Genomic DNA, 21,584 nt, shown 5'->3' on the forward strand with positions numbered 1-21,584 from the left:
GCCCTAGGGAAATTGCGTCTGCTTGAACTGGAAGGAAGTATCTATGGTAGATAGACAGCAAAATTCGCAAGGTCTCTATACTCCTGAGCTGGAGCATGATGCATGCGGTATCGGTTTTGTTGCTCACCTAAAGAACCGCAAGTCGCATCACGTTGTGACACAAGCTCTGGATATGCTCGCACGTATGGAACACCGCGGCGGCCAAGGTTGTGACCCATGTAGTGGTGACGGTGCCGGTATTTTATTGCAAAAACCACACGAATTTTTACTCGAAGAAGCGGTAAAGCTTGGTATTAAATTGCCATCTTTCGAAAAGTATGGCGTTGGTGTCATGCTGTTCCCGAAAGACGAGTACAAACGTGCACAATGTCGTGACATTCTTGAACGCAACGCTCGCCGTCTAGATCTAGACGTGATTGGCTACCGCGTTCTGCCAACAGACAATTCAATGTTGGGTGCTGATCCGTTAAGCACCGAACCACAGTTTGAACACGTATTTATTTCAGCAGCACCTGGCGTTACTCCTGAAGAACTTGAGCGCAAGCTATATGTTCTACGTAACTACACAATACGTGTTTGTCTGGAAAGTGTTTCTAACATCAAAGACGAATTCTACATTAACTCAATGTCTTATAAGACATTGGTTTATAAAGGTCAGTTGACCACAGAGCAAGTACCTCAATACTTCTTGGATTTACAAAATCCATCCATGGTTACTGCTTTGGCACTGGTACACTCACGCTTTTCGACCAACACATTCCCAAGATGGCGTCTGGCTCAGCCTTTCCGCTACATTGCCCACAACGGTGAAATCAACACAGTTCGCGGCAACTTGAACTGGATGAAAGCGCGTGAAGCGATTCTACAGTCAGATCTATTTACTCAAGTTGAAATCGATATGCTGCTGCCTATCTGTCAGGAAGGCATGTCAGACTCAGCAAACTTTGATATGGCGTTAGAACTGCTTGTTCTTTCAGGCCGTAGCTTGCCACATGCTCTAATGATGATGATCCCTGAAGCATGGCAAGAGAACAAAACCATGGATCCAACTCGCCGTGCGTTCTACCGTTACCATGCCAACATCATGGAACCGTGGGATGGCCCAGCGTCTGTTTGTTTCACCGACGGCGTTCAGGTAGGTGCAACTCTTGACCGTAATGGTCTGCGCCCTTCTCGCTACACAGTGACTAAAGATGACTTCCTTGTGATGGCGTCTGAATCAGGTGTGGTAGAAATCGCACCAGAAAACGTGGAATTCCGTGGTCGTTTGCAACCGGGTCGTATCTTTGTTGCTGACCTAGAGCAAGGTCGCATTATTTCTGATGAAGAAGTAAAAGACAGCATCGCGACAGCTCAACCATACGAGAAATGGGTTGAAGACAACCTACTAAGTCTGAAGAAGCTTCCAGAAGCAGACAACGCACACAGCCAACCAAACCCTGAGCGTTTACTGCATCGCCAACAAGCGTTTGGTGTCAGCACTGAAGAAGTGAACGATATCATCGTGCCTATGGCAAATGATGGTAAAGAGCCTCTTTCTGCAATGGGTGCAGACTGGCCGTTAGCGATTCTTTCGCACCAGTCACAGCATTTATCTAACTACTTTAAGCAGTTATTTGCGCAGGTAACCAACCCGCCGATCGACCCGATCCGTGAGCGTATGGTTATGTCACTCAATACCTATATTGGTAAAGATCAAAACCTGCTTGCTGAATCACCTCAGCACTGCCGTAAAGTGGAACTTGAATCGCCAGTTATTTCTAACGCTGAGTTAGAGAAACTACGTGCGATTGATAACGAGCACTTACAAGCAAAAACACTGGATATCGTATTCCAAGCCAGTGAAGATGCAGGCAAACTTGAGCGCGCACTAAAACGTATCTGCCAATATGCAGAAGACGCAGTGATCGATGGTTACTCCATCATCCTGTTGACTGACCGTGCAGTGAACTCAAACCATGCTGCAATTCCAGCCATGCTCGCTGTGGGCGCAGTTCACCACCACCTAATTCGTAAAGGCCTTCGTGCACGTTGCGGCATCGTGGTCGAAACCGGTGATGCACGTGAAACTCACCACTTCGCAACGCTACTTGGCTATGGTGCAAACGCAGTTAACCCATACCTAGTATCGGAAACACTGGTTGATCTACAACGCCGCAAGAAACTGAATCCAGAAACACCGGTTGAAAAGCTGTTCGACAACTACCGTAAAGCAGTAAACGGCGGCTTGTTGAAGATCTTCTCTAAGATGGGGATCTCAACACTTCAGTCTTACCATGGTGCACAGATCTTTGAAGCTCTGGGTATCCATAAGTCTGTGGTTGATAAGTACTTCACAGGTACCGTTTCTCGCATCCAAGGTTTGACTCTGGATGACATCGCTAAAGAAGTGATCGTTCGTCACCGTGTGGGTTACCCAACTCGCGAAGTGCCAATTCGTATGCTTGATGTAGGCGGTGTTTACCAGTGGAAACAGCGTGGTGAAAAACACCTGTTCAACCCAGAAACCATCAGCCTGTTGCAACAATCAACGCGTAATAAAGATTACGCGCAGTTCAAGCAATACGCTGCAGCGGTTGATAAGCAGGGCGATGACGCAGTAACACTACGTAGCCAGCTAGAATTCATTAAGAATCCTGCAGGTTCGATCCCGATTGAACAAGTGGAACCTATTGAAAGCATCGTTAAACGCTTTGCAACGGGTGCAATGTCATTCGGTTCTATCTCTCATGAAGCGCACTCAACACTTGCGATTGCGATGAACCGCTTAGGTGCGAAATCCAACTCTGGTGAAGGCGGTGAGGATCCAACTCGTTTTGAACGTAAAGAAAACGGCGATTGGGAACGCTCAGCAATCAAGCAGGTCGCATCAGGTCGCTTCGGTGTAACGTCTTACTATCTGACGAACGCAGAAGAGCTTCAAATCAAGATGGCTCAAGGTGCGAAGCCGGGTGAAGGTGGTCAGCTACCGGGCGATAAAGTCGATGACTGGATCGGTGCAACTCGTCACTCTACTCCAGGGGTTGGTTTGATTTCTCCACCGCCACACCACGATATCTACTCAATCGAAGACTTAGCTCAGCTTATCTTCGACCTGAAGAACGCGAACCGCGCGGGCCGTGTCAACGTGAAGCTAGTTTCTGAAGCGGGTGTTGGTACTATCGCATCGGGCGTTGCGAAAGCAAAAGCTGATGTGGTACTTATCGCTGGTTTCGATGGTGGTACAGGTGCTTCACCAATGTCTTCAATTCGCCACACAGGTCTTCCTTGGGAACTTGGCTTGGCGGAAACTCACCAAACGCTACTGAAGAACGGCCTACGTAACCGTATCGTTGTTCAGGCTGATGGTCAGATGAAAACACCTCGTGACCTTGCAATCGCAACGTTACTAGGTGCTGAAGAATGGGGCGTAGCGACAGCAGCTTTGGTTGTTGAAGGCTGTATCATGATGCGTAAGTGTCATAAGAACACCTGTCCTGTTGGTATCGCAACACAGAACAAAACTCTGCGTGAACGCTTTGATGGTCGCGTAGAAGACGTCATCACCTTCTTCCAATATATGGCTCAAGGTTTACGTGAAATCATGGCGGAGCTAGGCTTCCGCACTATCGATGCAATGGTTGGTCAAGGTCAGAAACTGAAACCTCGCCAAGACGTTGCACACTGGAAATATAAGAACCTCGATCTGTCGCCTGTTCTTCACATTGAACAAGCACGTGCAGAAGATGGTATCTACAACCAGACACAGCAAAACCACAACTTAGACAACGTGTTAGACCGCACTTTGATCAAGATTGCTGCTCCTGCGCTTGAGCGCGGTGAAGCAATTCATGCAGAGTTGCCAATCATCAACACTGACCGCTCTGTAGGTACTATGCTGTCGAACGAAATTTCGAAAGTCTACAAAGACCAAGGTCTGCCTAAACCTATGAATGTGAAATTCACAGGCTCTGCGGGTCAGTCATTTGGTGCTTTCCTTGCGAAAGGCGTGACATTCGAAGTAGAAGGCGATGCGAACGACTACTGGGGCAAAGGTCTGTCTGGCGGTACGCTGATCCTTTACCCAGATTCGAAATCGACCATAGTTCCAGAAGACAATATTGTTGTTGGTAACGTGTGTTTCTACGGCGCAACCTCTGGTGAATCTTACATTCGCGGTATGGCAGGCGAACGTTTCTGTGTTCGTAACTCAGGCGCGAAAGTGGTTGTAGAAGGCATTGGTGATCACGGTTGTGAGTACATGACTGGCGGTATTGCGGTTGTTCTTGGCTCTACAGGTCGTAACTTCGCTGCCGGTATGAGTGGCGGTATCGCTTACGTTTGGGACAAGTCTGGTGACTTCGAATCCAAACTGAACTCTGAACTGGTCGACCTTGATCCTATCGAGCAAGAAGACAGAGAGCTACTACTGGATATGTTGACTAAGCATGTTCAATTCACAGGAAGTGAAGTCGCTAAGTCGTTCCTTGACAACTTTGAAGCAAGCTTAACCTCAATGGTTAAGGTGATGCCGCGTGATTACAAAGCGGTACTTCAGAAGCGTAAGGCACTGGCACAACAGACAGAAGCGGAGGCAGTTTAATGGGTAAGCCTACTGGATTTTTAGAGCATGGTCGTGAGCTTCCGAAAAAGATTGCACCGGCTGAGCGTATCAAGAACAACAAAGAGTTCGTTCTAAACGAAGAGTTTGGCAGCAAAATTAATACCCAAGCTTCTCGTTGTATGGATTGTGGTGTGCCGTTTTGTCATAACGGCTGCCCTATCGGTAACATCATTCCTGAGTTCAACGATGCGGTTTATCGCGATAGTTGGGAAGAAGCGTGGAACATTTTAAGTTCTACTAATAACTTCCCTGAATTTACAGGTCGTGTTTGCCCTGCTCCATGTGAAAGTGCATGTGTACTGGGCATCAACCAAGATCCAATCACCATCTGTAATATTGAGAAAACCATCGTTGAAACTGCGTATCGTGAAGGTTATGCAAAGCCGAAAACACCACGCTCACGCACGGGTAAAAAGATCGCGATTATCGGTTCAGGCCCTGCGGGCTTAGCTGCGGCAGAGCAGTTGAACAGCGCTGGTCACACAGTGACGGTTTACGAACGTGATGAAAAAGTCGGTGGCTTGTTGCGTTTCGGTATTCCTGATTTCAAACTCAGCATGGAAGTGATTGATCGCAAGATCAATTTGATGGCCGAAGCAGGCGTTCAGTTTGAAGTGAACGCGCATGTGGGTGTGGATATTAACGCTCAACAGCTACGCCAAGAATACGATGCGGTACTGCTAACGGGTGGTTCAACGGTTCCTCGTAATCTGCCGATTCCGGGTCGTGAATTGAATGGCGTGTACTTCGCGATGCAATTCCTAGCTCAGAACAACCGCCGTGCAAACGGCATGGATCTTAAAACTGAAGAGATTCATGCAAAAGGTAAGCACGTTGTGGTTATCGGTGGTGGTGATACTGGCTCTGACTGTGTCGGTACTTCTAACCGTCACGGTGCAGCGAGTATCACTCAGGTTGAGATCATGCCTATGCCGGCAGACAAACGTCCTGCCAACATGCCTTGGCCTCAATACCCAATGATTCTTCGCACTTCGACTTCTCATGAAGAAGGCTGTGAACGTCATTGGAATATCCTGACCAAAGAATTTATCGGCAATGATAAGGGCGAAGTAACAGGTTTACGTGTTGCAGACATCGTGTGGAATGATTCTCGTAACTTTACTGAAGTTGCAGGAAGTGAACGTGTCATTCCTTGTGATATGGCGTTCTTGGCAATGGGCTTCTTACACCCAGAACCACATGGCGTGTTGGCTCAACTTGATATTGCCTTAGATGAGCGTGGTAATGTAGCAACCAAAGATTTCGCTACTAACCAAGAAGGTGTATTCGCTGCTGGCGATATGCGTACAGGCCAGTCTCTGGTTGTACGTTGTATCAACGAAGGCCGCGAGTGTGCTCGTTCAATCGACGAATACCTAATGGGTAATACCAATCTAGAAGCAAAAGCGGATTCATTAATGCTTTCAGCATAATGATTCATAGTAAAAGGTTTTTACAGTTTGATGCTCTAGAAACCTTTTCTATTCAGATTTAAAATTTCTTATAGACCTTCCATTTGGCTAGCATACACTGCTAGCCTTTTTTATTCTTTTCTCATATCTTGAGATTTATATGTTAAATTTTTGTGATAACAAATAATTTATCATATTGAATTTTATAGACTATTTCAGAGTAATCAGTGGTAAATCGCACTCAAAGATGATTTTAGCCCAACAACTTGACCTTTTTCACAATTAGCTATAGGTTGTGAACTCACTGAAAACAAACTGCTCAAAATTGTTAAATTTTTAGTCAATTCTTAGTAATAAATATCCAAATAATAACAACAACAATATCCAAACAACTTGCAGTGGCAAAAAGCGACAAGTGAATGACCTCCTATGCCCATGAAAATCATCAGTTCTCATGAAAAGGAGCCAAATACCTAGTCAGCAAAGCTGTCACTAAAAGCCGGAAGGGTATATAAGAATAGTTAGTCATTTACTGTCTTGTAGACAGAAGCAAAGGGAGAATTGCAATGGCTCTATACGATCCTAGTCTTGAGAAAGACAACTGTGGATTCGGCTTGATTGCGCACATGGAAGGTCAAGCTAGTCATAAATTGGTTCGCACAGCGATTTCTGCACTCGATCGCATGACACACCGCGGCGGCATCGCAGCCGACGGAAAAACCGGTGATGGTTGTGGTCTTCTACTGCAAAAGCCTGACTCTTATCTGCGTTTAATTGCTGAAGAACAAGGTTGGAACCTTGGTAAGCAATACGCGATTGGTATGGTGTTTCTCAGCCAAGATCCGGTCAAAGCCCAAACGGCTCGTGACGTCATCAATAAAGAGCTATCGAAAGAAACACTAACGGTATCAGGTTGGCGCGTTGTTCCGACCAATCCAAAAGTACTGGGACCAATCGCTAACGATTCTGTTCCAGATATCCAACAGATCTTTATCACAGCACCTGCGGGTTGGCGTGAGCGCGATATTGAGCGTCGTCTGTACATTGCTCGCCGCCGTATCGAAAAACAAATTACTGACGATTCAGATTTCTACATCTGTTCTCTTTCTACACAAGTTATTGTTTACAAAGGCTTGTGTATGCCAGCAGATCTACCACGTTTCTATCTGGATCTTGCTGATTTACGTATGGAATCGGCTATCTGTCTGTTCCACCAGCGTTTTTCTACCAATACTCAGCCTCGTTGGCCTCTGGCTCAACCTTTCCGTTATCTTGCACACAATGGTGAGATCAATACGATTGACGGTAACCGCCAATGGGCTCGTGCGCGCGCATACAAATTTGCCTCGCCACTACTACCCGATCTCAGCACAGCAGCACCATTCGTTAACGAAACAGGCTCTGACTCATCAAGCCTAGATAACATGCTGGATCTTTTCCTTGCAGGCGGTATGGACCTGTTCCGTGCTATGCGTATGCTAGTTCCGCCAGCATGGCAAAATCACCCAGATATGGATGAAGATCTGCGCGCATTCTACGACTTCAACTCGAAACATATGGAACCGTGGGATGGTCCGGCAGGTATCGTACTGTCCGATGGTCGCTACGCCGCATGTAACTTAGACCGTAACGGTCTGCGCCCAGCTCGCTATGTGATCACCAAAGACAAACTGATCACTCTTGCGTCTGAAGTGGGTATCTGGAACTACGCACCTGATGAAGTCGCAGAGAAAGGTCGTGTTGGACCGGGTGAGCTACTGGTTATTGACACGCGCAAAGGCAAATTATGGCAATCAAGCGAGATCGATAACGATCTTAAGAGCCGTCACCCTTACAGTGAGTGGATGAAAAACAACGTCTACAAACTGAAATCTTTTGCTGAACTACCCGATGATCAAGTTGGCGAGCGAAACTTCGATGAGACGCTGCTAAAAACTTATCAGAAGCAGTTTGCCATGACCAACGAAGAAGTGGATCAAATCCTTCGTGTCTTAGGTGATATGGGCCAAGAAGCCGTAGGTTCAATGGGTGATGATACCCCTATGGCGGTACTCTCTTCTAAAGAGCGCTTAATCACTGACTACTTCCGTCAAAAATTTGCACAGGTGACTAACCCACCTATCGACCCATTACGTGAAAAACACGTGATGTCGCTGGCGACCAGTATCGGTCAAGAGATGAACGTGTTTAACGAGACCGATGGTCACGCTTACCGTGTGACTTTCGACTCTCCGGTTCTGCTCTACTCTGACATGCAGCAGCTACTGACACTGAGTGATCAGCACTACCGCAATACCATTCTGGACATTAACTTCGATCCGCAGCAATCAACATTGCAACAAGCGGTGATCGACTTGTGTGACAAAGCGGTAGAAGTGGTTCGAGATGGTACCGTTCTGCTTGTTATTTCTGACCGAGCACTCACTAAAGATAAGCTGCCTATTCCTGCGGCTATGGCTGTGGGCGCTATCCACGCTCGTCTGGTTGAAGAGAACCTACGTTGTGATGCCAATATCATCGTTGAAACCGCAACGGCACGCGACCCACACCAATTTGCTGTATTAATCGGCTTTGGTGCAACAGCCGTTTATCCGTATCTTGCTTATGAAGTTCTGGGCAAGATGGTCGATGAAGGCGCGATTGATAAAAGCTACCGCGATGTAATGCAGAACTACCAATACGGCATCAACAAAGGTCTGTATAAGATCATGTCGAAAATGGGGATTTCTACTGTTGCATCGTACCGCTGTTCACAGTTGTTTGAAGCGGTAGGTCTACACAGTGATGTTGTCGATCTTTGCTTTAAAGGCGTGAAAACACGCATTCAGGGTGCAAGTTTTGAAGACTTCCAACAAGATCTGTTCAACCTATCACGCAAAGCTTGGGCTACTCGCAAATCAATAGAGCACGGTGGCTTACTCAAGTACGTTCACGGTGGTGAATACCATGCTTACAACCCAGATGTGGTCGGTACTCTGCAAAAAGCCGTGAAGTCCGGCGAAAGCACTGACTATCAAAGTTTTGCTAAACAGGTTAACGAAAGACCAGCTGCTATGCTGCGTGACCTGTTGAAGCTGAAAAAATCAGATAAACCACTACCACTTGAGAAGATTGAACCAGCAACTGAGCTGTTCAAACGCTTTGACTCAGCGGCGATGTCTATCGGTGCTCTGAGCCCAGAAGCGCATGAAGCACTAGCAACGGCGATGAACCGCTTAGGTGGATTCTCGAACTCTGGTGAAGGTGGTGAAGATCCTCGCCGTTTTGGTACAGAACGTAACTCTCGTATTAAGCAGGTCGCTTCTGGTCGCTTCGGTGTGACACCACACTACTTAACTAATGCAGACGTATTACAGATCAAAGTCGCTCAAGGTGCGAAACCGGGTGAAGGTGGTCAGCTACCGGGTCATAAAGTAACCGCTGAAATTGCCAAACTTCGTCACTCGGTACAAGGTGTAACCCTGATTTCACCACCGCCGCACCACGATATTTACTCTATTGAAGACTTGGCACAGCTTATCTTCGACTTGAAGCAAGTAAACCCGAAAGCCTTGGTATCGGTAAAACTGGTTTCTGAACCGGGCGTTGGCACTATCGCGACAGGTGTAGCGAAAGCTTACGCTGACTTAATTACTATCTCAGGATATGACGGTGGTACTGCAGCGAGTCCGCTAACATCAGTCAAATACGCGGGTAGCCCATGGGAACTTGGTCTTGCTGAAACGCAGCAAGCGCTGGTTGCCAACGGTCTTCGTCATAAGATCCGCCTACAAGTCGATGGCGGTTTAAAAACTGGTCTGGATGTGATCAAAGGTGCGATCTTAGGTGCTGAAAGCTTTGGTTTTGGTACCGGTCCTATGGTTGCTATGGGTTGTAAGTTCCTGCGTATCTGTCACCTCAACAACTGTGCAACAGGGGTAGCAACGCAAGACGAAACGCTACGTAGAGACTACTTCAAAGGTCTGCCTGAAATGGTGATCAACTACTTCACAGGCATTGCTGAAGAAGTACGTGGATACTTGGCCGAACTCGGTGTTGAGAAACTAACAGATCTGATTGGTCGTACTGACTTGCTAGAAGCGGTTCAGGGTTTAACAGCGAAACAGAGTAAGTTGGATCTATCCGGCATTCTGGAAGCTCCGGTATCTCCTCAAGGGCTACCACTAAGCTGCACAGAACCAAATACACCGTTTGATAAAGGCGTTCTCAACCAGAAAATCGTTGAAGATGCGATTGAAGCAGTAGAGAAGCAACAATCCATCGAGCTTTACTACGATGTGATCAACACAGACCGCTCTGTGGGTGCTCGTCTGTCGGGTGAAATCGCTAAACGTTACGGTAACGCAGGTCTTGCTGGCTCACCGATTAAGGTGGTACTAGACGGTACTGCGGGTCAATCTTTCGGTGTGTGGAACGCTGGCGGTGTAGAACTGTATCTCACTGGTGATGCGAACGACTACGTGGGTAAAGGCATGGCTGGCGGTAAGATTGTTATCAAACCGCATTTAGGTACTGCATTTAGCTGTAACGAAGCCACTATTATCGGTAACACCTGTTTATACGGCGCGACAGGCGGAAAACTGTTTGCTGCGGGTAAAGCCGGTGAACGTTTCGCAGTACGTAACTCAGGCACCATCAGCGTGATTGAAGGCGCTGGTGACAATGCTTGTGAATATATGACAGGCGGTATCGTCGCGATTCTTGGCGCAACAGGCGTAAACTTTGGCGCAGGTATGACTGGCGGTTTTGCCTACGTTCTTGATGAGAACGGCGATTTCCAAGGTCGTGTCAACGAAGAATCTGTTGAAGCGTTATCACTGAAAGATCTCTATATCCATCAGGAGCATCTGCGTGGACTTATCGCAGAGCACTTAGAAGAGACAGGTTCTGCTCACGCAGAAAATATTTTAGCGAACTTTGATGAATGGATTCCGAAGTTCTACTTAATCAAACCACAGGCAGCGGATCTACAAACCTTATTGGGTCACCAAAGCCGTAGCGCTGCAGAACTACGTGTTCAAGCACAATAATTGGAAGGAGCCAGATTTATGAGCCAGAACGTATACCAATTTATTGATGTTAACCGTGTCGACCCGGCAAAAAAGCCGCTCAACATCCGTAAAATTGAATTCGTAGAAATTTACGAACCTTTCACTAAGCAGCAGGCAACAGCGCAAGCTGACCGCTGCTTGGATTGTGGTAACCCGTACTGTGAGTGGAAATGTCCGGTTCACAACTACATTCCACAGTGGCTGAAACTTGCCAATGAAGGTCGCATTATGGAAGCCGCTGACCTTGCGCACCAAACCAACAGCTTGCCTGAAGTGTGTGGCCGCGTGTGTCCACAAGATCGCTTATGTGAAGGGTCATGCACTCTGAACGACGATTTCGGCGCAGTAACCATAGGTAATATTGAAAAATACATCACCGATACCGCGTTTGAAATGGGCTGGAAACCGGATATGTCGCACGTTGAGTGGACAGACAAAAAAGTAGCCATCATCGGTGCGGGGCCGGCAGGTCTTGCAGCAGCAGATATTTTAGTACGTAACGGTGTGAAACCTGTAGTGTTTGACCGTTACCCTGAAATTGGTGGCTTGCTGACTTTCGGTATCCCTTCTTTCAAACTGGAAAAAGGGGTAATGGAAAACCGCCGCCGCGTGTTCACTGAAATGGGCGTTGAGTTCCGCATGAACGTGGAAGTAGGTAAAGATGTTCAGTTGCAAGATCTGATCAACGAATACGATGCTGTGTTCCTTGGTGTAGGTACTTACAAATACATGCGTGCAGGCTTAGAAAACGAAGATGCACAAGGTGTATTTGACGCACTGCCTTTCCTAATTTCAAACACTTACAAAGTGATGGACTTGCCAAGCGATCAACCATTCATCGATATGGCTGATAAAAAAGTGGTCGTTCTTGGCGGTGGTGATACAGCGATGGATTGTGTACGAACTTCAATTCGTCAAAATGCTTCACGCGTTATCTGTGCTTACCGTCGTGATGAAGAAAACATGCCAGGCTCTCGCCGCGAAGTGAAAAACGCGAAAGAAGAAGGCGTGGAATTCATGTTCAACCTTCAACCTCTGGGAATTGAAGTTGATGCGTCTGGTAAAGTAAACGGCGTAAAAGTGGTTCAGACTGCTTTAGGTGAGCCTGACGAAGCGGGTCGTCGCCGACCTGAGCCGGTAGCAGGAAGTGAACATGTGCTTGAAGCTGATGCTGTCATCATGGCATTTGGTTTCCAACCACACCAAATGAGCTGGTTAGAACCACACGGCGTAGAACTGGATCAATGGGGTCGAATCAAAGCACCTTCAGAGCAGTCATTTAAGTTCCAGACAACGAACGAAAAAATCTTTGCGGGCGGAGATGCAGTTCGAGGCTCAGACCTTGTGGTAACCGCAATCGATGAAGGCCGTAAAGCCGCTGATGGCATTCTCGATTACTTGAATATTTAAGTAATTTGGTTTTGAAAAAGGATCCTTCTCAACATGGATCCTTTTTTATTTATATAATCGCAAATTATTTTCTGTGACCATTCATAATCCTCTAAAACTAAACAGCGTGAATGAGTCTAATATGTAGAATGACTTTCCCCCGAAGAGCTAGGAGAGTACGATCCAGCTATTGGGGATACGACGAATAGGGTTTGCAGATGTATAAGGTTCTAATTGTTATTCTTTCAACAGTACTATTGAGTGCTTGTAGCAAAGGAGTTCCTCCGATGGTCGATCGCACACATTCTCCTTGTGGCAATAAACCCAATTGCGTTTCAACCGCTGAAACAAGAGAAAAATATAAGCTGGCTCCATTTTTATTACGCTCTGGTGTAACACTGGAACAGGTTGAACGCGTAGCTTTAACGCTTTCTGGCGCTCAAACCGCTGAGAAAACTGATAACTATCTTCGAATCGAATGCACTTCAAGTATTATGCGTTTTGTTGATGACCTTGAGCTGAAGATTGAAGATGGTCATCTGTTGGTGCGTTCTGAATCTCGCGTTGGTTACAGTGATTTCGGGGTAAACCGTCGTAGAGCTGCCGAACTAAGAGAAAACCTTACCCTAGCAGGGCTGATATTTGAGCCATAGATCTTAGCTGAGTGAGTTGAAATCAGAGTTCAATAAGATAAGCAGTCGAATCTCGATAAATTGCCTAATCTCATGATAAACTTCAGGCAATTTTTACACTTAATAACTTTTAAAAGAGATACCCCATGAAAATTGGCATCATCGGCGCGATGCAACAAGAAGTCGCAATTCTAAAAGACGCTCTTGAGCAATGTCAGGAAGTCAGCAAAGGCGGCTGTACTTATTACTCAGGTAGCATTCACGGCGTTGATGTCGTTTTACTTCAATCTGGTATCGGCAAAGTAGCAGCAGCGATTGGTACAACAATTCTTCTAGACGAATACCAACCAGACGTGGTTATCAACACGGGTTCTGCGGGTGGTTTTGACTCAAGCCTAACTATGGGTGATGTGGTTATTTCAACAGAAGTACGCCATCACGACGCAGACGTAACCGCATTTGGTTATGAAATGGGACAGATGGCAGGTCAGCCTGCAGCATTTGCGGCAGACGAAAAACTGATGGCTGTGGCAGAGAAAGCGCTTGAATCTATCTCTAACGAAACCAACACTGAAAAACATGCTGTACGCGGTTTGATTTGTACTGGCGACGCTTTCGTTTGTACTGCTGAACGACAAGACTTCATTCGTAAACACTTCCCTTCTGTTATTGCAGTTGAAATGGAAGCGTCTGCAATTGCTCAGACGTGTCACCAATTCCAAGTACCATTTGTTGTGGTTCGTGCAATCTCTGACGTAGCTGACAAAGAATCGCCAATGTCATTTGATGAGTTCCTTCCGCTAGCAGCGCAAAGCTCATCAGAAATGGTGCTAAAAATGGTTGAGTTGCTAAAGTAACCAACTCATATCCATGAACGAAATCATTTCGACCGTTTATGCTGAAGGTGCGCTCCTCATTATGTGGGGCGCACTTTTGCTGCATTACATTCTGCCGATTCCGAGAGCTTCTCACCCTGCAATTTTGTGGCACAAGTTTGCTGAAGTTCTCGCTGACAAAGTCAATACCAACAACAATTACTCTCAAAGTATCATTTCCGGCACACTAGCTTGGCTGCTAATGATCATCCCTGCACTGCTGTTCTGTATCGCATTAAAACCTCTTGTCTGGCAGCCGCAACTCTATGAATTAGCACTACTGATCTTGGCTTTAGATTGGCGCAATAACGGCCAACTCGCGAACAAATTAGGTAAGGCCTTGGCAAAAGAGGACAAAGTAGGTGCTCGTAAACTGCTTGAACCTTTTGTGAATAGAGAAACCAGCACCCTATCTACTGTAGGACTGGGCAAGGCAGGTGCTGAGACCATTATTGTAGGTTATGGCCGTAACGTTGCTGCCGTGCTTTTTTGGTATGCTTTATTGGGTGCAACAGGGGCATTTATCTATCGATTAATGGCTGAACTTGCTCGCGCTTGGTCGCCTTCTCGTTCTCAGTTCAATCCTTTTGGATTGCCAATTGTTCGCACTATCGCAATATTAGATTATGTACCATTAAGACTGTTTAGTTTGTTCATTACGTTAGGCAATAACTCGGGTAAAGCTCTGCAAACCATCAAAACTCAGAGCCGTTCTTGGCCACTACCTGGCCCCGCTTGGCTACTCTGCGCAATCGGAGGGAAGCTCGAATTGGCTTTGGGTGGCCCTGCAATCTACGGGGAACAAAAAGTAGTGCGAGCTAAGATAGGTGGTCGTATTGTTCCTTCTGCACTGCACTTGTCTCAAATACATAGCTTGATCGCTTGGCGACTCTTTCTATGGATTTTTATCGAAAGCCTTCTGCTTCTCGTCATTCATAAAGGAATATAAATGCGTTTTTGGTCACTCGCCTTCACTGCTTTACTACTTGCATCACCCACTCAAGCAGACCAATCGGTTCAGCGCATTATCAGCCTAGCTCCACATGCAACAGAGTTAGCCTTTGCCGCTGGTTTGGGCAATAAACTTGTCGGCGCAACGGATTACAGTGATTATCCAGAGGAAGCCAAAAGCATAGAGAGAGTTGCGAACTATCAGGGTATTAAGTTAGAGCGGATCATAGCGCTTAAACCTGATCTGATTATCGCTTGGCCGAAAGGTAACCCCGCTAAAGAGATAGCCAAACTTAAGCAGCTCGGTTTCACGTTTTACAATTCCCAAGTCAATACACTTGACGATATTGCCTCCAATATTGAAGCTCTCAGTCAATACGCAGATGACCCACAACAAGGGAAACAGGCAGCTAAAGCATTCCGTGAACGTTTGAATACACTGACGTCTGAGCTCTCAGGAGCCACACCTGTTCGCTATTTTTATCAACTCAGTGAAAAACCAATCATCACTTTGGCACAAGACAGTTGGCCAAGTGAGGTATTTCGTTTTTGCGGTGGCGAAAACATCTTTGAGAACAGTTCGACACCATATCCTCAAGTTGGGATCGAGCAAGTTCTGGTCGCTCAACCAGATGTTATTTTCACCTCTGCACACGCCATTGCTAACGGAAACATGTGGCTAAGTTGGAAAGATGAAATTCCAGCAGTCAAACAGGGGCATGTTTGGTCTCTCAATTCAGACTGGATCAATCGCTCAACGCCTCGCACACTCAACGCGATTGAAGAAGTTTGTCACTACTTTGAGCAAGTAAGAAACAATTAACAGCTCGATAAAAAAGTCTTACAATCCACCACCTTTCGATAAACCTATTTTTGGTAGCGCATAACATTGGATACCTCATTACTTTATTTAATCGATATGTTTGGTACGGCTATTTTCGCTATTTCAGGCGTATTGCTAGCTGGTCGTTTAAAAATGGATCCTTTCGGTGTCACTGTATTGGCGAGTGTTACAGCTATCGGTGGCGGGACTATCCGAGATATGGCTCTTGGTGCGACACCGGTGTTCTGGATAAAAGATACAACTTATATCTGGGTCATTATCGTTACTTGTATTTTAACCATGCTATTAGTGCGCAGGCCAAAACGTATTCCTTGGTGGGTTCTGCCGGTTTGCGATGCTGTTGGCTTGGCTTTTTTCGTTGGTATCGGTGTTGAAAAGGCACTGATGTACCAAGATTCAGCCGTGATCGCCATCATTATGGGGGTAATTACTGGCTGTGGCGGTGGCATTATCCGCGATGTACTGGCAAGAGAAATCCCAATGGTTCTGCGTAGTGAAGTCTACGCAACCGCATGTATTGTGGGCGGTGTATTCCATACAACCGCATTAGCGATGGGTTATGACAACTCTGTCGCGCTTCTTTCAGGCGTCGCGTCAACGCTGATCATTCGTCTTGGTGCTATCCGCTGGCATTTATCACTACCGACCTTCGCCCTCACTAAATAGAAATAGAGCCACTCGACGTGGCTCTTGTCAGCTCTCATAGGTTTACATCCAAGATAAACGAACCACTGTCCTCATCGATAATATGAGGATAAACTAACTCAATCGATTCCTAATTCTCATTGGACAATATATGCTGTTGGAAGGCATTGAAACGCTATTGGTTCTTAGCAAGCAGAAAACGATGAGCCGAACTGGCAGCCAACTGTACATAAGCCAGTCTGCCGTCAGTAAAAGAATTGCCAATTTAGAAAACAAGTTAGGAAAAAAGCTCATAGCTCCCGCTGGGCGACATATAAAGCTGACCGCTGAAGGTCAGCAACTCATCGATAATATTGAGCCAACTTTCAATGAACTAAGAGGCATGATCTATGAGAATCAAGCCCTTGAAGACAACACGCTTATCCGTATTGATTGTTCAGAAACACTTGTGGCAGGCTACTTAACGAAAGTAATGGCGGCATATCGTAAGAAAGATCCACACTTCACCATTACCACCAACCACACTCCACGTATCGTAGAACATGTTCAATCAGGCAAAGCCACCATAGGTTTTTGTGCTGGGTATCTACCCGGTAATCATGGCCTTATGACTTTTCATTTGTATGATGAGCCATTCTGCATTGTCAGTAAGAACCACCTAACCCATTTGCCCAATGAGATCATTACTAATGATCTCACCAATACCGCTAACACTTATCAGGCTGCATTTCTAGATAAGTTGGGTATTACACCTGTGATGGAAATGGATTCTTATATGGCGTCTGCCCAGCTCGCACTGGAAGGCGTGGCTCCAGCTTTAGTACCACTTTCTATGATCAATACCCTGCAGATAGATGCGCATTATTGCTTTAACTTTACCGAACTCACACCGCTAATCCGCCCTATTCACATCTGCCTAAGAGCAACCAACTACCGTACAGAGCGGGTTAAAACATTGATAGAAACCATTGTGAGTGCTGTTCCCACAAAAGCTTAAACGCCATCAGCATAGACATAACAATCACAAGTGGGCGTATCCATTTTTGTCCTTTAGATATGACAACTTTGGCACCAACACGAGCACCAATAAACTGCCCGACAGCCATGACCAAACCTAACTTCCAGATAGGTAACCCAGCAATAACGAAGAATAGCAGCGCTGCAATATTTGATGTGAAGTTAAGAACTTTCGTTCTAGCCGTTGCTTCAACCAAAGTAAAATGACCTAAAACAACAAAACACACAGTGAAAATGGAGCCTGTACCCGGACCAAAAAATCCATCGTAAAAGCCCACACAGCTTCCGACACTATAGGCAAATGCCGCTTCTGAAAGCGGTTTTTTACCGGAGTCAGCCCTAGTCTGCGGCGCAAATAGAAAGTAGAGAGAAATCGCAACCAATAGAATGGGAATTAAACTCGTCAAGAATGACGTATCAAACTGTTGTACCAGCACAGCCCCAGTTGCGGCACCAATAAAAGTACACACAATGGCAAGTCGCATCTCTTTAAGATTAACTATACCACTGCGTACGAAATACATACTGGCAGAGAAGCTACCAAAAGAGCTTTGGAGCTTATTTGTCGCCAAAGCATTGGTTGGGGGAACACCTGCAGCCAAAAGTGCTGGAAGTGTTAATAAGCCACCGCCACCAGCCATCGCATCAATAAAACCTGCTGCGCCAGCAACAAAAAACAAAATGACTAATATATCTAACGAGACTTCCATGACATTCCACAACCAATACGACCGAGTGGCTAAAGTATCACTGAGTAAGTGATTGAAATAGTGAAACAACAGAACACAACCTATTCCAATAATTCATCAATGATATAGATAGTATTCCATCTTCATACGTTAGCTTTACCAAAATACAGGCCTAAAAAAGCCCGCTCAAATGAGCGGGCAATGAGGTTGTCAGATAAACCTTAGGTTTATCAATTTATTATTCATTACGCTAAGCTAGCTTTCACTTTAGCGTGAAGTTCTTGTACTGATGTTACTGATGCTTTCGCGTCAGCAGTGTGAGACATACAGGTTGCGAACGCTGCATTTAGCGTTGTTGTGTAGTTCACTTTCTCAGCCAAAGCACCACGACGTAGTACTTTAGAATCTTCAATAGCTTGACGACCTGATGCTGTGTTCACGATGTAGGTGTATTCATTGTTCTTGATACGGTCCAGAATGTGTGGACGGCCTTCATGAACTTTGTTTACCAAGCGTGGGTTGATACCAGCTTCACCTAGAATCACAGCAGTACCGTGAGTTGCATCTAGTTGGTAGCCCAGTTTCACTAGCTTAGAAGCTAGGTCAACAACGCGCTCTTTATCACCTTCACGTACTGAAAGTAGTGCACGACCACCTTCTGGGTAGACTGAACCACAGCCTAGCTCAGCTTTCGCGTAAGCTTCAGCAAATGTTGCACCGACACCCATAACCTCACCAGTAGAACGCATTTCTGGGCCTAATAGTGGGTCAACGCCAGGGAACTTGTTGAACGGCAGTACCACTTCTTTTACGGAGTAGTATGGTGGAATGATCTCTTTAGTGAAGCCTTGTTGCTCAAGAGTTTGACCAGCCATAACACGTGCAGCGATTTTCGCTAATGGTGCACCCGTTGCTTTAGATACGAATGGTACTGTACGTGCAGCACGTGGGTTTACTTCGATGAGGTAAACTTCGTTATCTTTCACAGCAAACTGAGTGTTCATCAAACCGCGTACACCAAGTTCGAAAGCAAGTTTCTCTACTTGTTCACGCATCTTGTCCTGAATCTCTTGGCTTAGCGTATATGCTGGAAGCGAACATGCTGAGTCACCTGAGTGAACACCTGCTTGTTCGATGTGTTCCATGATACCGCCGATAACCACACGCTCACCGTCACAGATAGCGTCGATATCCACTTCTGTAGCGTCATCTAGGAAACGGTCTAGCAGAACTGGAGACTCGTTTGACACGCTTACTGCTTCGTTGAAGTAACGACGTAGGTCTTGCTCGTCATAAACGATTTCCATCGCACGACCACCTAGAACGTACGAAGGACGCACAACTAGAGGGAAACCAATCTCTTTTGATTTCTCAATCGCCTGTTCCATTGTCGTTACTGTAGCGTTTTCTGGTTGTAGTAAACCTAGACGCTCAACAGCAGCTTGGAAGCGTTCACGGTCTTCTGCACGGTCGATAGCATCTGGGCTAGTACCAATGATAGGCACGCCAGCCGCTTCTAAAGCACGAGCGAGTTTCAGTGGAGTTTGACCACCGTACTGAACGATAACGCCTTTTGGCTTTTCAACACGTACGATTGCTAGCACATCTTCCAAAGTTACTGGTTCGAAGTACAGACGGTCTGAAGTGTCGTAGTCTGTAGAAACCGTCTCAGGGTTACAGTTAACCATGATAGTTTCGTAGCCATCTTCACGAAGTGCTAGAGATGCGTGTACACAACAGTAATCAAATTCGATACCTTGACCGATACGGTTTGGACCGCCGCCAAGAACCATGATTTTGTCTTTGTCTGTTGGGTTCGCTTCACACTCTTCATCGTAAGATGAGTACATGTAAGCGGTATCTGAAGAAAATTCAGCAGCACAAGTATCAACACGCTTGTAAACAGGGTGGATATCGTACTGGTCGCGTAGACGACGAATTTCGCTTTCAGAAACACCAAGGAGAGCTGAAAGACGGGCATCAGAGAAGCCTTTACGCTTCATATTCTTCAGAACATCTTGAGTCAGACCAGCAAAACCGCCAGCTTTCACTTGCTCTTCCAGCTTAACCAGTTCTTCGATTTGAACGAGGAACCAACGGTCAATATTGGTTAGATTGAATACGCCATCGACTGACATACCAGCACGGAATGCGTCTGCGATGTACCAAATACGCTCTGCACCAGCTTCTTTTAGCTCGTGGCGGATTTTAGTCAACGCATCTGGTGCATCTAAATCAACCATTTCATCCAAGCCGTTCACACCAACTTCTAGGCCACGAAGTGCTTTCTGTAGCGATTCTTGTTGGTTACGACCGATTGCCATTACCTCACCAACAGACTTCATCTGGGTAGTTAGGCGGCTATTTGCACCTGCAAATTTCTCGAAGTTAAAGCGAGGAATCTTAGTCACAACGTAGTCGATAGTTGGTTCGAATGATGCTGGCGTTGCGCCACCAGTGATGTCATTCATTAGCTCATCAAGAGTGAAGCCAACTGCCAATTTCGCTGCGATTTTCGCGATTGGGAAACCTGTTGCTTTAGAAGCAAGAGCAGAAGAACGAGATACACGTGGGTTCATCTCGATGATAACCATACGGCCATCTTTCGGGTTGATACCAAACTGAACGTTTGAACCACCAGTCTCGACACCGATTTCACGTAGTACTGCTAGCGATGCATTACGCATTAGCTGGTACTCTTTATCCGTTAGCGTTTGAGCTGGTGCTACCGTGATTGAGTCACCTGTGTGAATACCCATTGGGTCAAAGTTTTCAATCGCACAAACGATGATACAGTTGTCGTTCTTATCACGAACAACTTCCATCTCGTACTCTTTCCAACCAATGAGAGATTCATCGATAAGCAGCTCGTTAGTTGGAGAAAGATCCAAGCCACGGCGACAGATTTCTTCGAACTCTTCTTTGTTATAAGCGATACCACCACCAGTACCACCCATAGTGAATGAAGGACGGATGATACATGGGAAACCAACCATATCTAGGACACGGTAAGCATCTTCCATTGTTTTAGCAGTATCAGCGCGTGGACATTCTAAACCGATAGACTTCATTGCTTTATCAAAGCGAGAACGGTCTTCAGCTTTGTCGATTGCATCTGCAGTCGCACCAATCATCTCTACGCCGAACTCTTTAAGAACGCCATTTGCTTCTAGAGCAAGTGCACAGTTAAGAGCTGTTTGCCCCCCCATTGTTGGAAGAATCGCATCTGGGCGCTCTTTCTCGATGATCTTACGTACAACTTCCCAGTGGATTGGCTCGATGTATGTTGCATCAGCCATTTCTGGGTCAGTCATGATAGTTGCAGGGTTTGAGTTTACAAGAATAACTCGGTAGCCCTCTTCGCGCAGTGCTTTACACGCTTGAGCGCCAGAGTAGTCAAACTCACAAGCCTGACCGATAACAATTGGACCTGCACCTAAAATAAGAATGCTCTGAATGTCAGTACGTTTTGGCAT

The 21,584-nt window shown here is 46.1% G+C and carries 12 protein-coding genes; 10 read left to right on the plus strand and 2 right to left on the minus strand.

Translation table 11 applies throughout. The features are described 5' to 3' along the window. Window positions 1-43 precede the first annotated feature (43 nt). From gltB (L3V23_RS04090) to L3V23_RS04135, 10 genes are all read left to right on the plus strand, one after another. Window positions 44-4,582, plus strand: a complete 4,539-nt coding sequence (gene gltB / locus L3V23_RS04090) for a glutamate synthase large subunit (protein ID WP_102963582.1) — start codon at window positions 44-46, stop codon at window positions 4,580-4,582. Beyond that, a complete protein-coding gene (locus L3V23_RS04095; RefSeq protein WP_102954416.1) occupies window positions 4,582-6,036 on the plus strand; it encodes a glutamate synthase subunit beta in 1,455 nt (484 codons plus the stop codon). The genes gltB (L3V23_RS04090) and L3V23_RS04095 overlap by 1 nt, the downstream gene beginning before the upstream one ends. Window positions 6,037-6,581: 545 nt before the next feature. After that, window positions 6,582-11,045: a glutamate synthase large subunit gene (gene gltB / locus L3V23_RS04100; protein WP_042480390.1), complete on the plus strand. Its 4,464-nt coding sequence runs from the start codon at window positions 6,582-6,584 to the stop codon at window positions 11,043-11,045. 18 nt (window positions 11,046-11,063) lie between these two features. After that, window positions 11,064-12,476 (plus strand): FAD-dependent oxidoreductase, encoded by a 1,413-nt coding sequence (locus L3V23_RS04105; RefSeq protein WP_102966090.1) that lies wholly within the window; start codon window positions 11,064-11,066, stop codon window positions 12,474-12,476. 266 nt (window positions 12,477-12,742) lie between these two features. Further along, the gene (locus L3V23_RS04110) at window positions 12,743-13,108 is read left to right on the plus strand and encodes a DUF1499 domain-containing protein (RefSeq protein WP_042480395.1); all 366 of its coding nucleotides are present in this window, start codon (window positions 12,743-12,745) and stop codon (window positions 13,106-13,108) included. A 125-nt stretch (window positions 13,109-13,233) separates the two neighbouring features. Then, a complete protein-coding gene (gene mtnN / locus L3V23_RS04115; RefSeq protein ID WP_042480398.1) occupies window positions 13,234-13,944 on the plus strand; it encodes a 5'-methylthioadenosine/S-adenosylhomocysteine nucleosidase in 711 nt (236 codons plus the stop codon). 13 nt (window positions 13,945-13,957) lie between these two features. Then, the gene (locus L3V23_RS04120; protein ID WP_042480401.1) at window positions 13,958-14,911 is read left to right on the plus strand and encodes a cobalamin biosynthesis family protein; all 954 of its coding nucleotides are present in this window, start codon (window positions 13,958-13,960) and stop codon (window positions 14,909-14,911) included. Next, window positions 14,912-15,736: a vitamin B12 ABC transporter substrate-binding protein BtuF gene (gene btuF / locus L3V23_RS04125; protein ID WP_042480404.1), complete on the plus strand. Its 825-nt coding sequence runs from the start codon at window positions 14,912-14,914 to the stop codon at window positions 15,734-15,736. 66 nt (window positions 15,737-15,802) lie between these two features. Continuing rightward, window positions 15,803-16,423, plus strand: a complete 621-nt coding sequence (locus tag L3V23_RS04130; protein ID WP_102963587.1) for a TRIC cation channel family protein — start codon at window positions 15,803-15,805, stop codon at window positions 16,421-16,423. Window positions 16,424-16,553: 130 nt separating this feature from the next. Next, window positions 16,554-17,399, plus strand: a complete 846-nt coding sequence (locus tag L3V23_RS04135) for a LysR family transcriptional regulator (RefSeq protein ID WP_102966089.1) — start codon at window positions 16,554-16,556, stop codon at window positions 17,397-17,399. Here L3V23_RS04135 and L3V23_RS04140 read toward each other — a convergent pair. Continuing rightward, window positions 17,350-18,129, minus strand: a complete 780-nt coding sequence (locus L3V23_RS04140) for a TSUP family transporter (protein ID WP_102963589.1) — start codon at window positions 18,127-18,129, stop codon at window positions 17,350-17,352. The genes L3V23_RS04135 and L3V23_RS04140 overlap by 50 nt on opposite strands. A 224-nt stretch (window positions 18,130-18,353) precedes the next feature. Beyond that, the gene (gene carB / locus L3V23_RS04145; RefSeq protein ID WP_102954424.1) at window positions 18,354-21,584 is read right to left on the minus strand and encodes a carbamoyl-phosphate synthase large subunit; all 3,231 of its coding nucleotides are present in this window, start codon (window positions 21,582-21,584) and stop codon (window positions 18,354-18,356) included.

This window comes from Vibrio sp. A1-b2, from assembly GCF_021726015.1.
In the GTDB taxonomy this organism is placed as follows: Bacteria; Pseudomonadota; Gammaproteobacteria; order Enterobacterales; family Vibrionaceae; genus Vibrio; species Vibrio diazotrophicus.

Bases quoted from the DNA above. Each gene is read 5' to 3' on its own strand.
- gltB (WP_102963582.1), top strand. From the start codon at position 44: ATGGTAGATAGACAGCAAAATTCGCAAGGTCTCTATACTCCTGAGCTG.
- L3V23_RS04095 (WP_102954416.1), top strand. From the start codon at position 4,582: ATGGGTAAGCCTACTGGATTTTTAGAGCATGGTCGTGAGCTTCCGAAA.
- gltB (WP_042480390.1), top strand. From the start codon at position 6,582: ATGGCTCTATACGATCCTAGTCTTGAGAAAGACAACTGTGGATTCGGC.
- L3V23_RS04105 (WP_102966090.1), top strand. From the start codon at position 11,064: ATGAGCCAGAACGTATACCAATTTATTGATGTTAACCGTGTCGACCCG.
- L3V23_RS04110 (WP_042480395.1), top strand. From the start codon at position 12,743: ATGGTCGATCGCACACATTCTCCTTGTGGCAATAAACCCAATTGCGTT.
- mtnN (WP_042480398.1), top strand. From the start codon at position 13,234: ATGAAAATTGGCATCATCGGCGCGATGCAACAAGAAGTCGCAATTCTA.
- L3V23_RS04120 (WP_042480401.1), top strand. From the start codon at position 13,958: ATGAACGAAATCATTTCGACCGTTTATGCTGAAGGTGCGCTCCTCATT.
- btuF (WP_042480404.1), top strand. From the start codon at position 14,912: ATGCGTTTTTGGTCACTCGCCTTCACTGCTTTACTACTTGCATCACCC.
- L3V23_RS04135 (WP_102966089.1), top strand. From the start codon at position 16,554: ATGCTGTTGGAAGGCATTGAAACGCTATTGGTTCTTAGCAAGCAGAAA.
- L3V23_RS04140 (WP_102963589.1), bottom strand. From the start codon at position 18,129: ATGGAAGTCTCGTTAGATATATTAGTCATTTTGTTTTTTGTTGCTGGC.
- carB (WP_102954424.1), bottom strand. From the start codon at position 21,584: ATGCCAAAACGTACTGACATTCAGAGCATTCTTATTTTAGGTGCAGGT.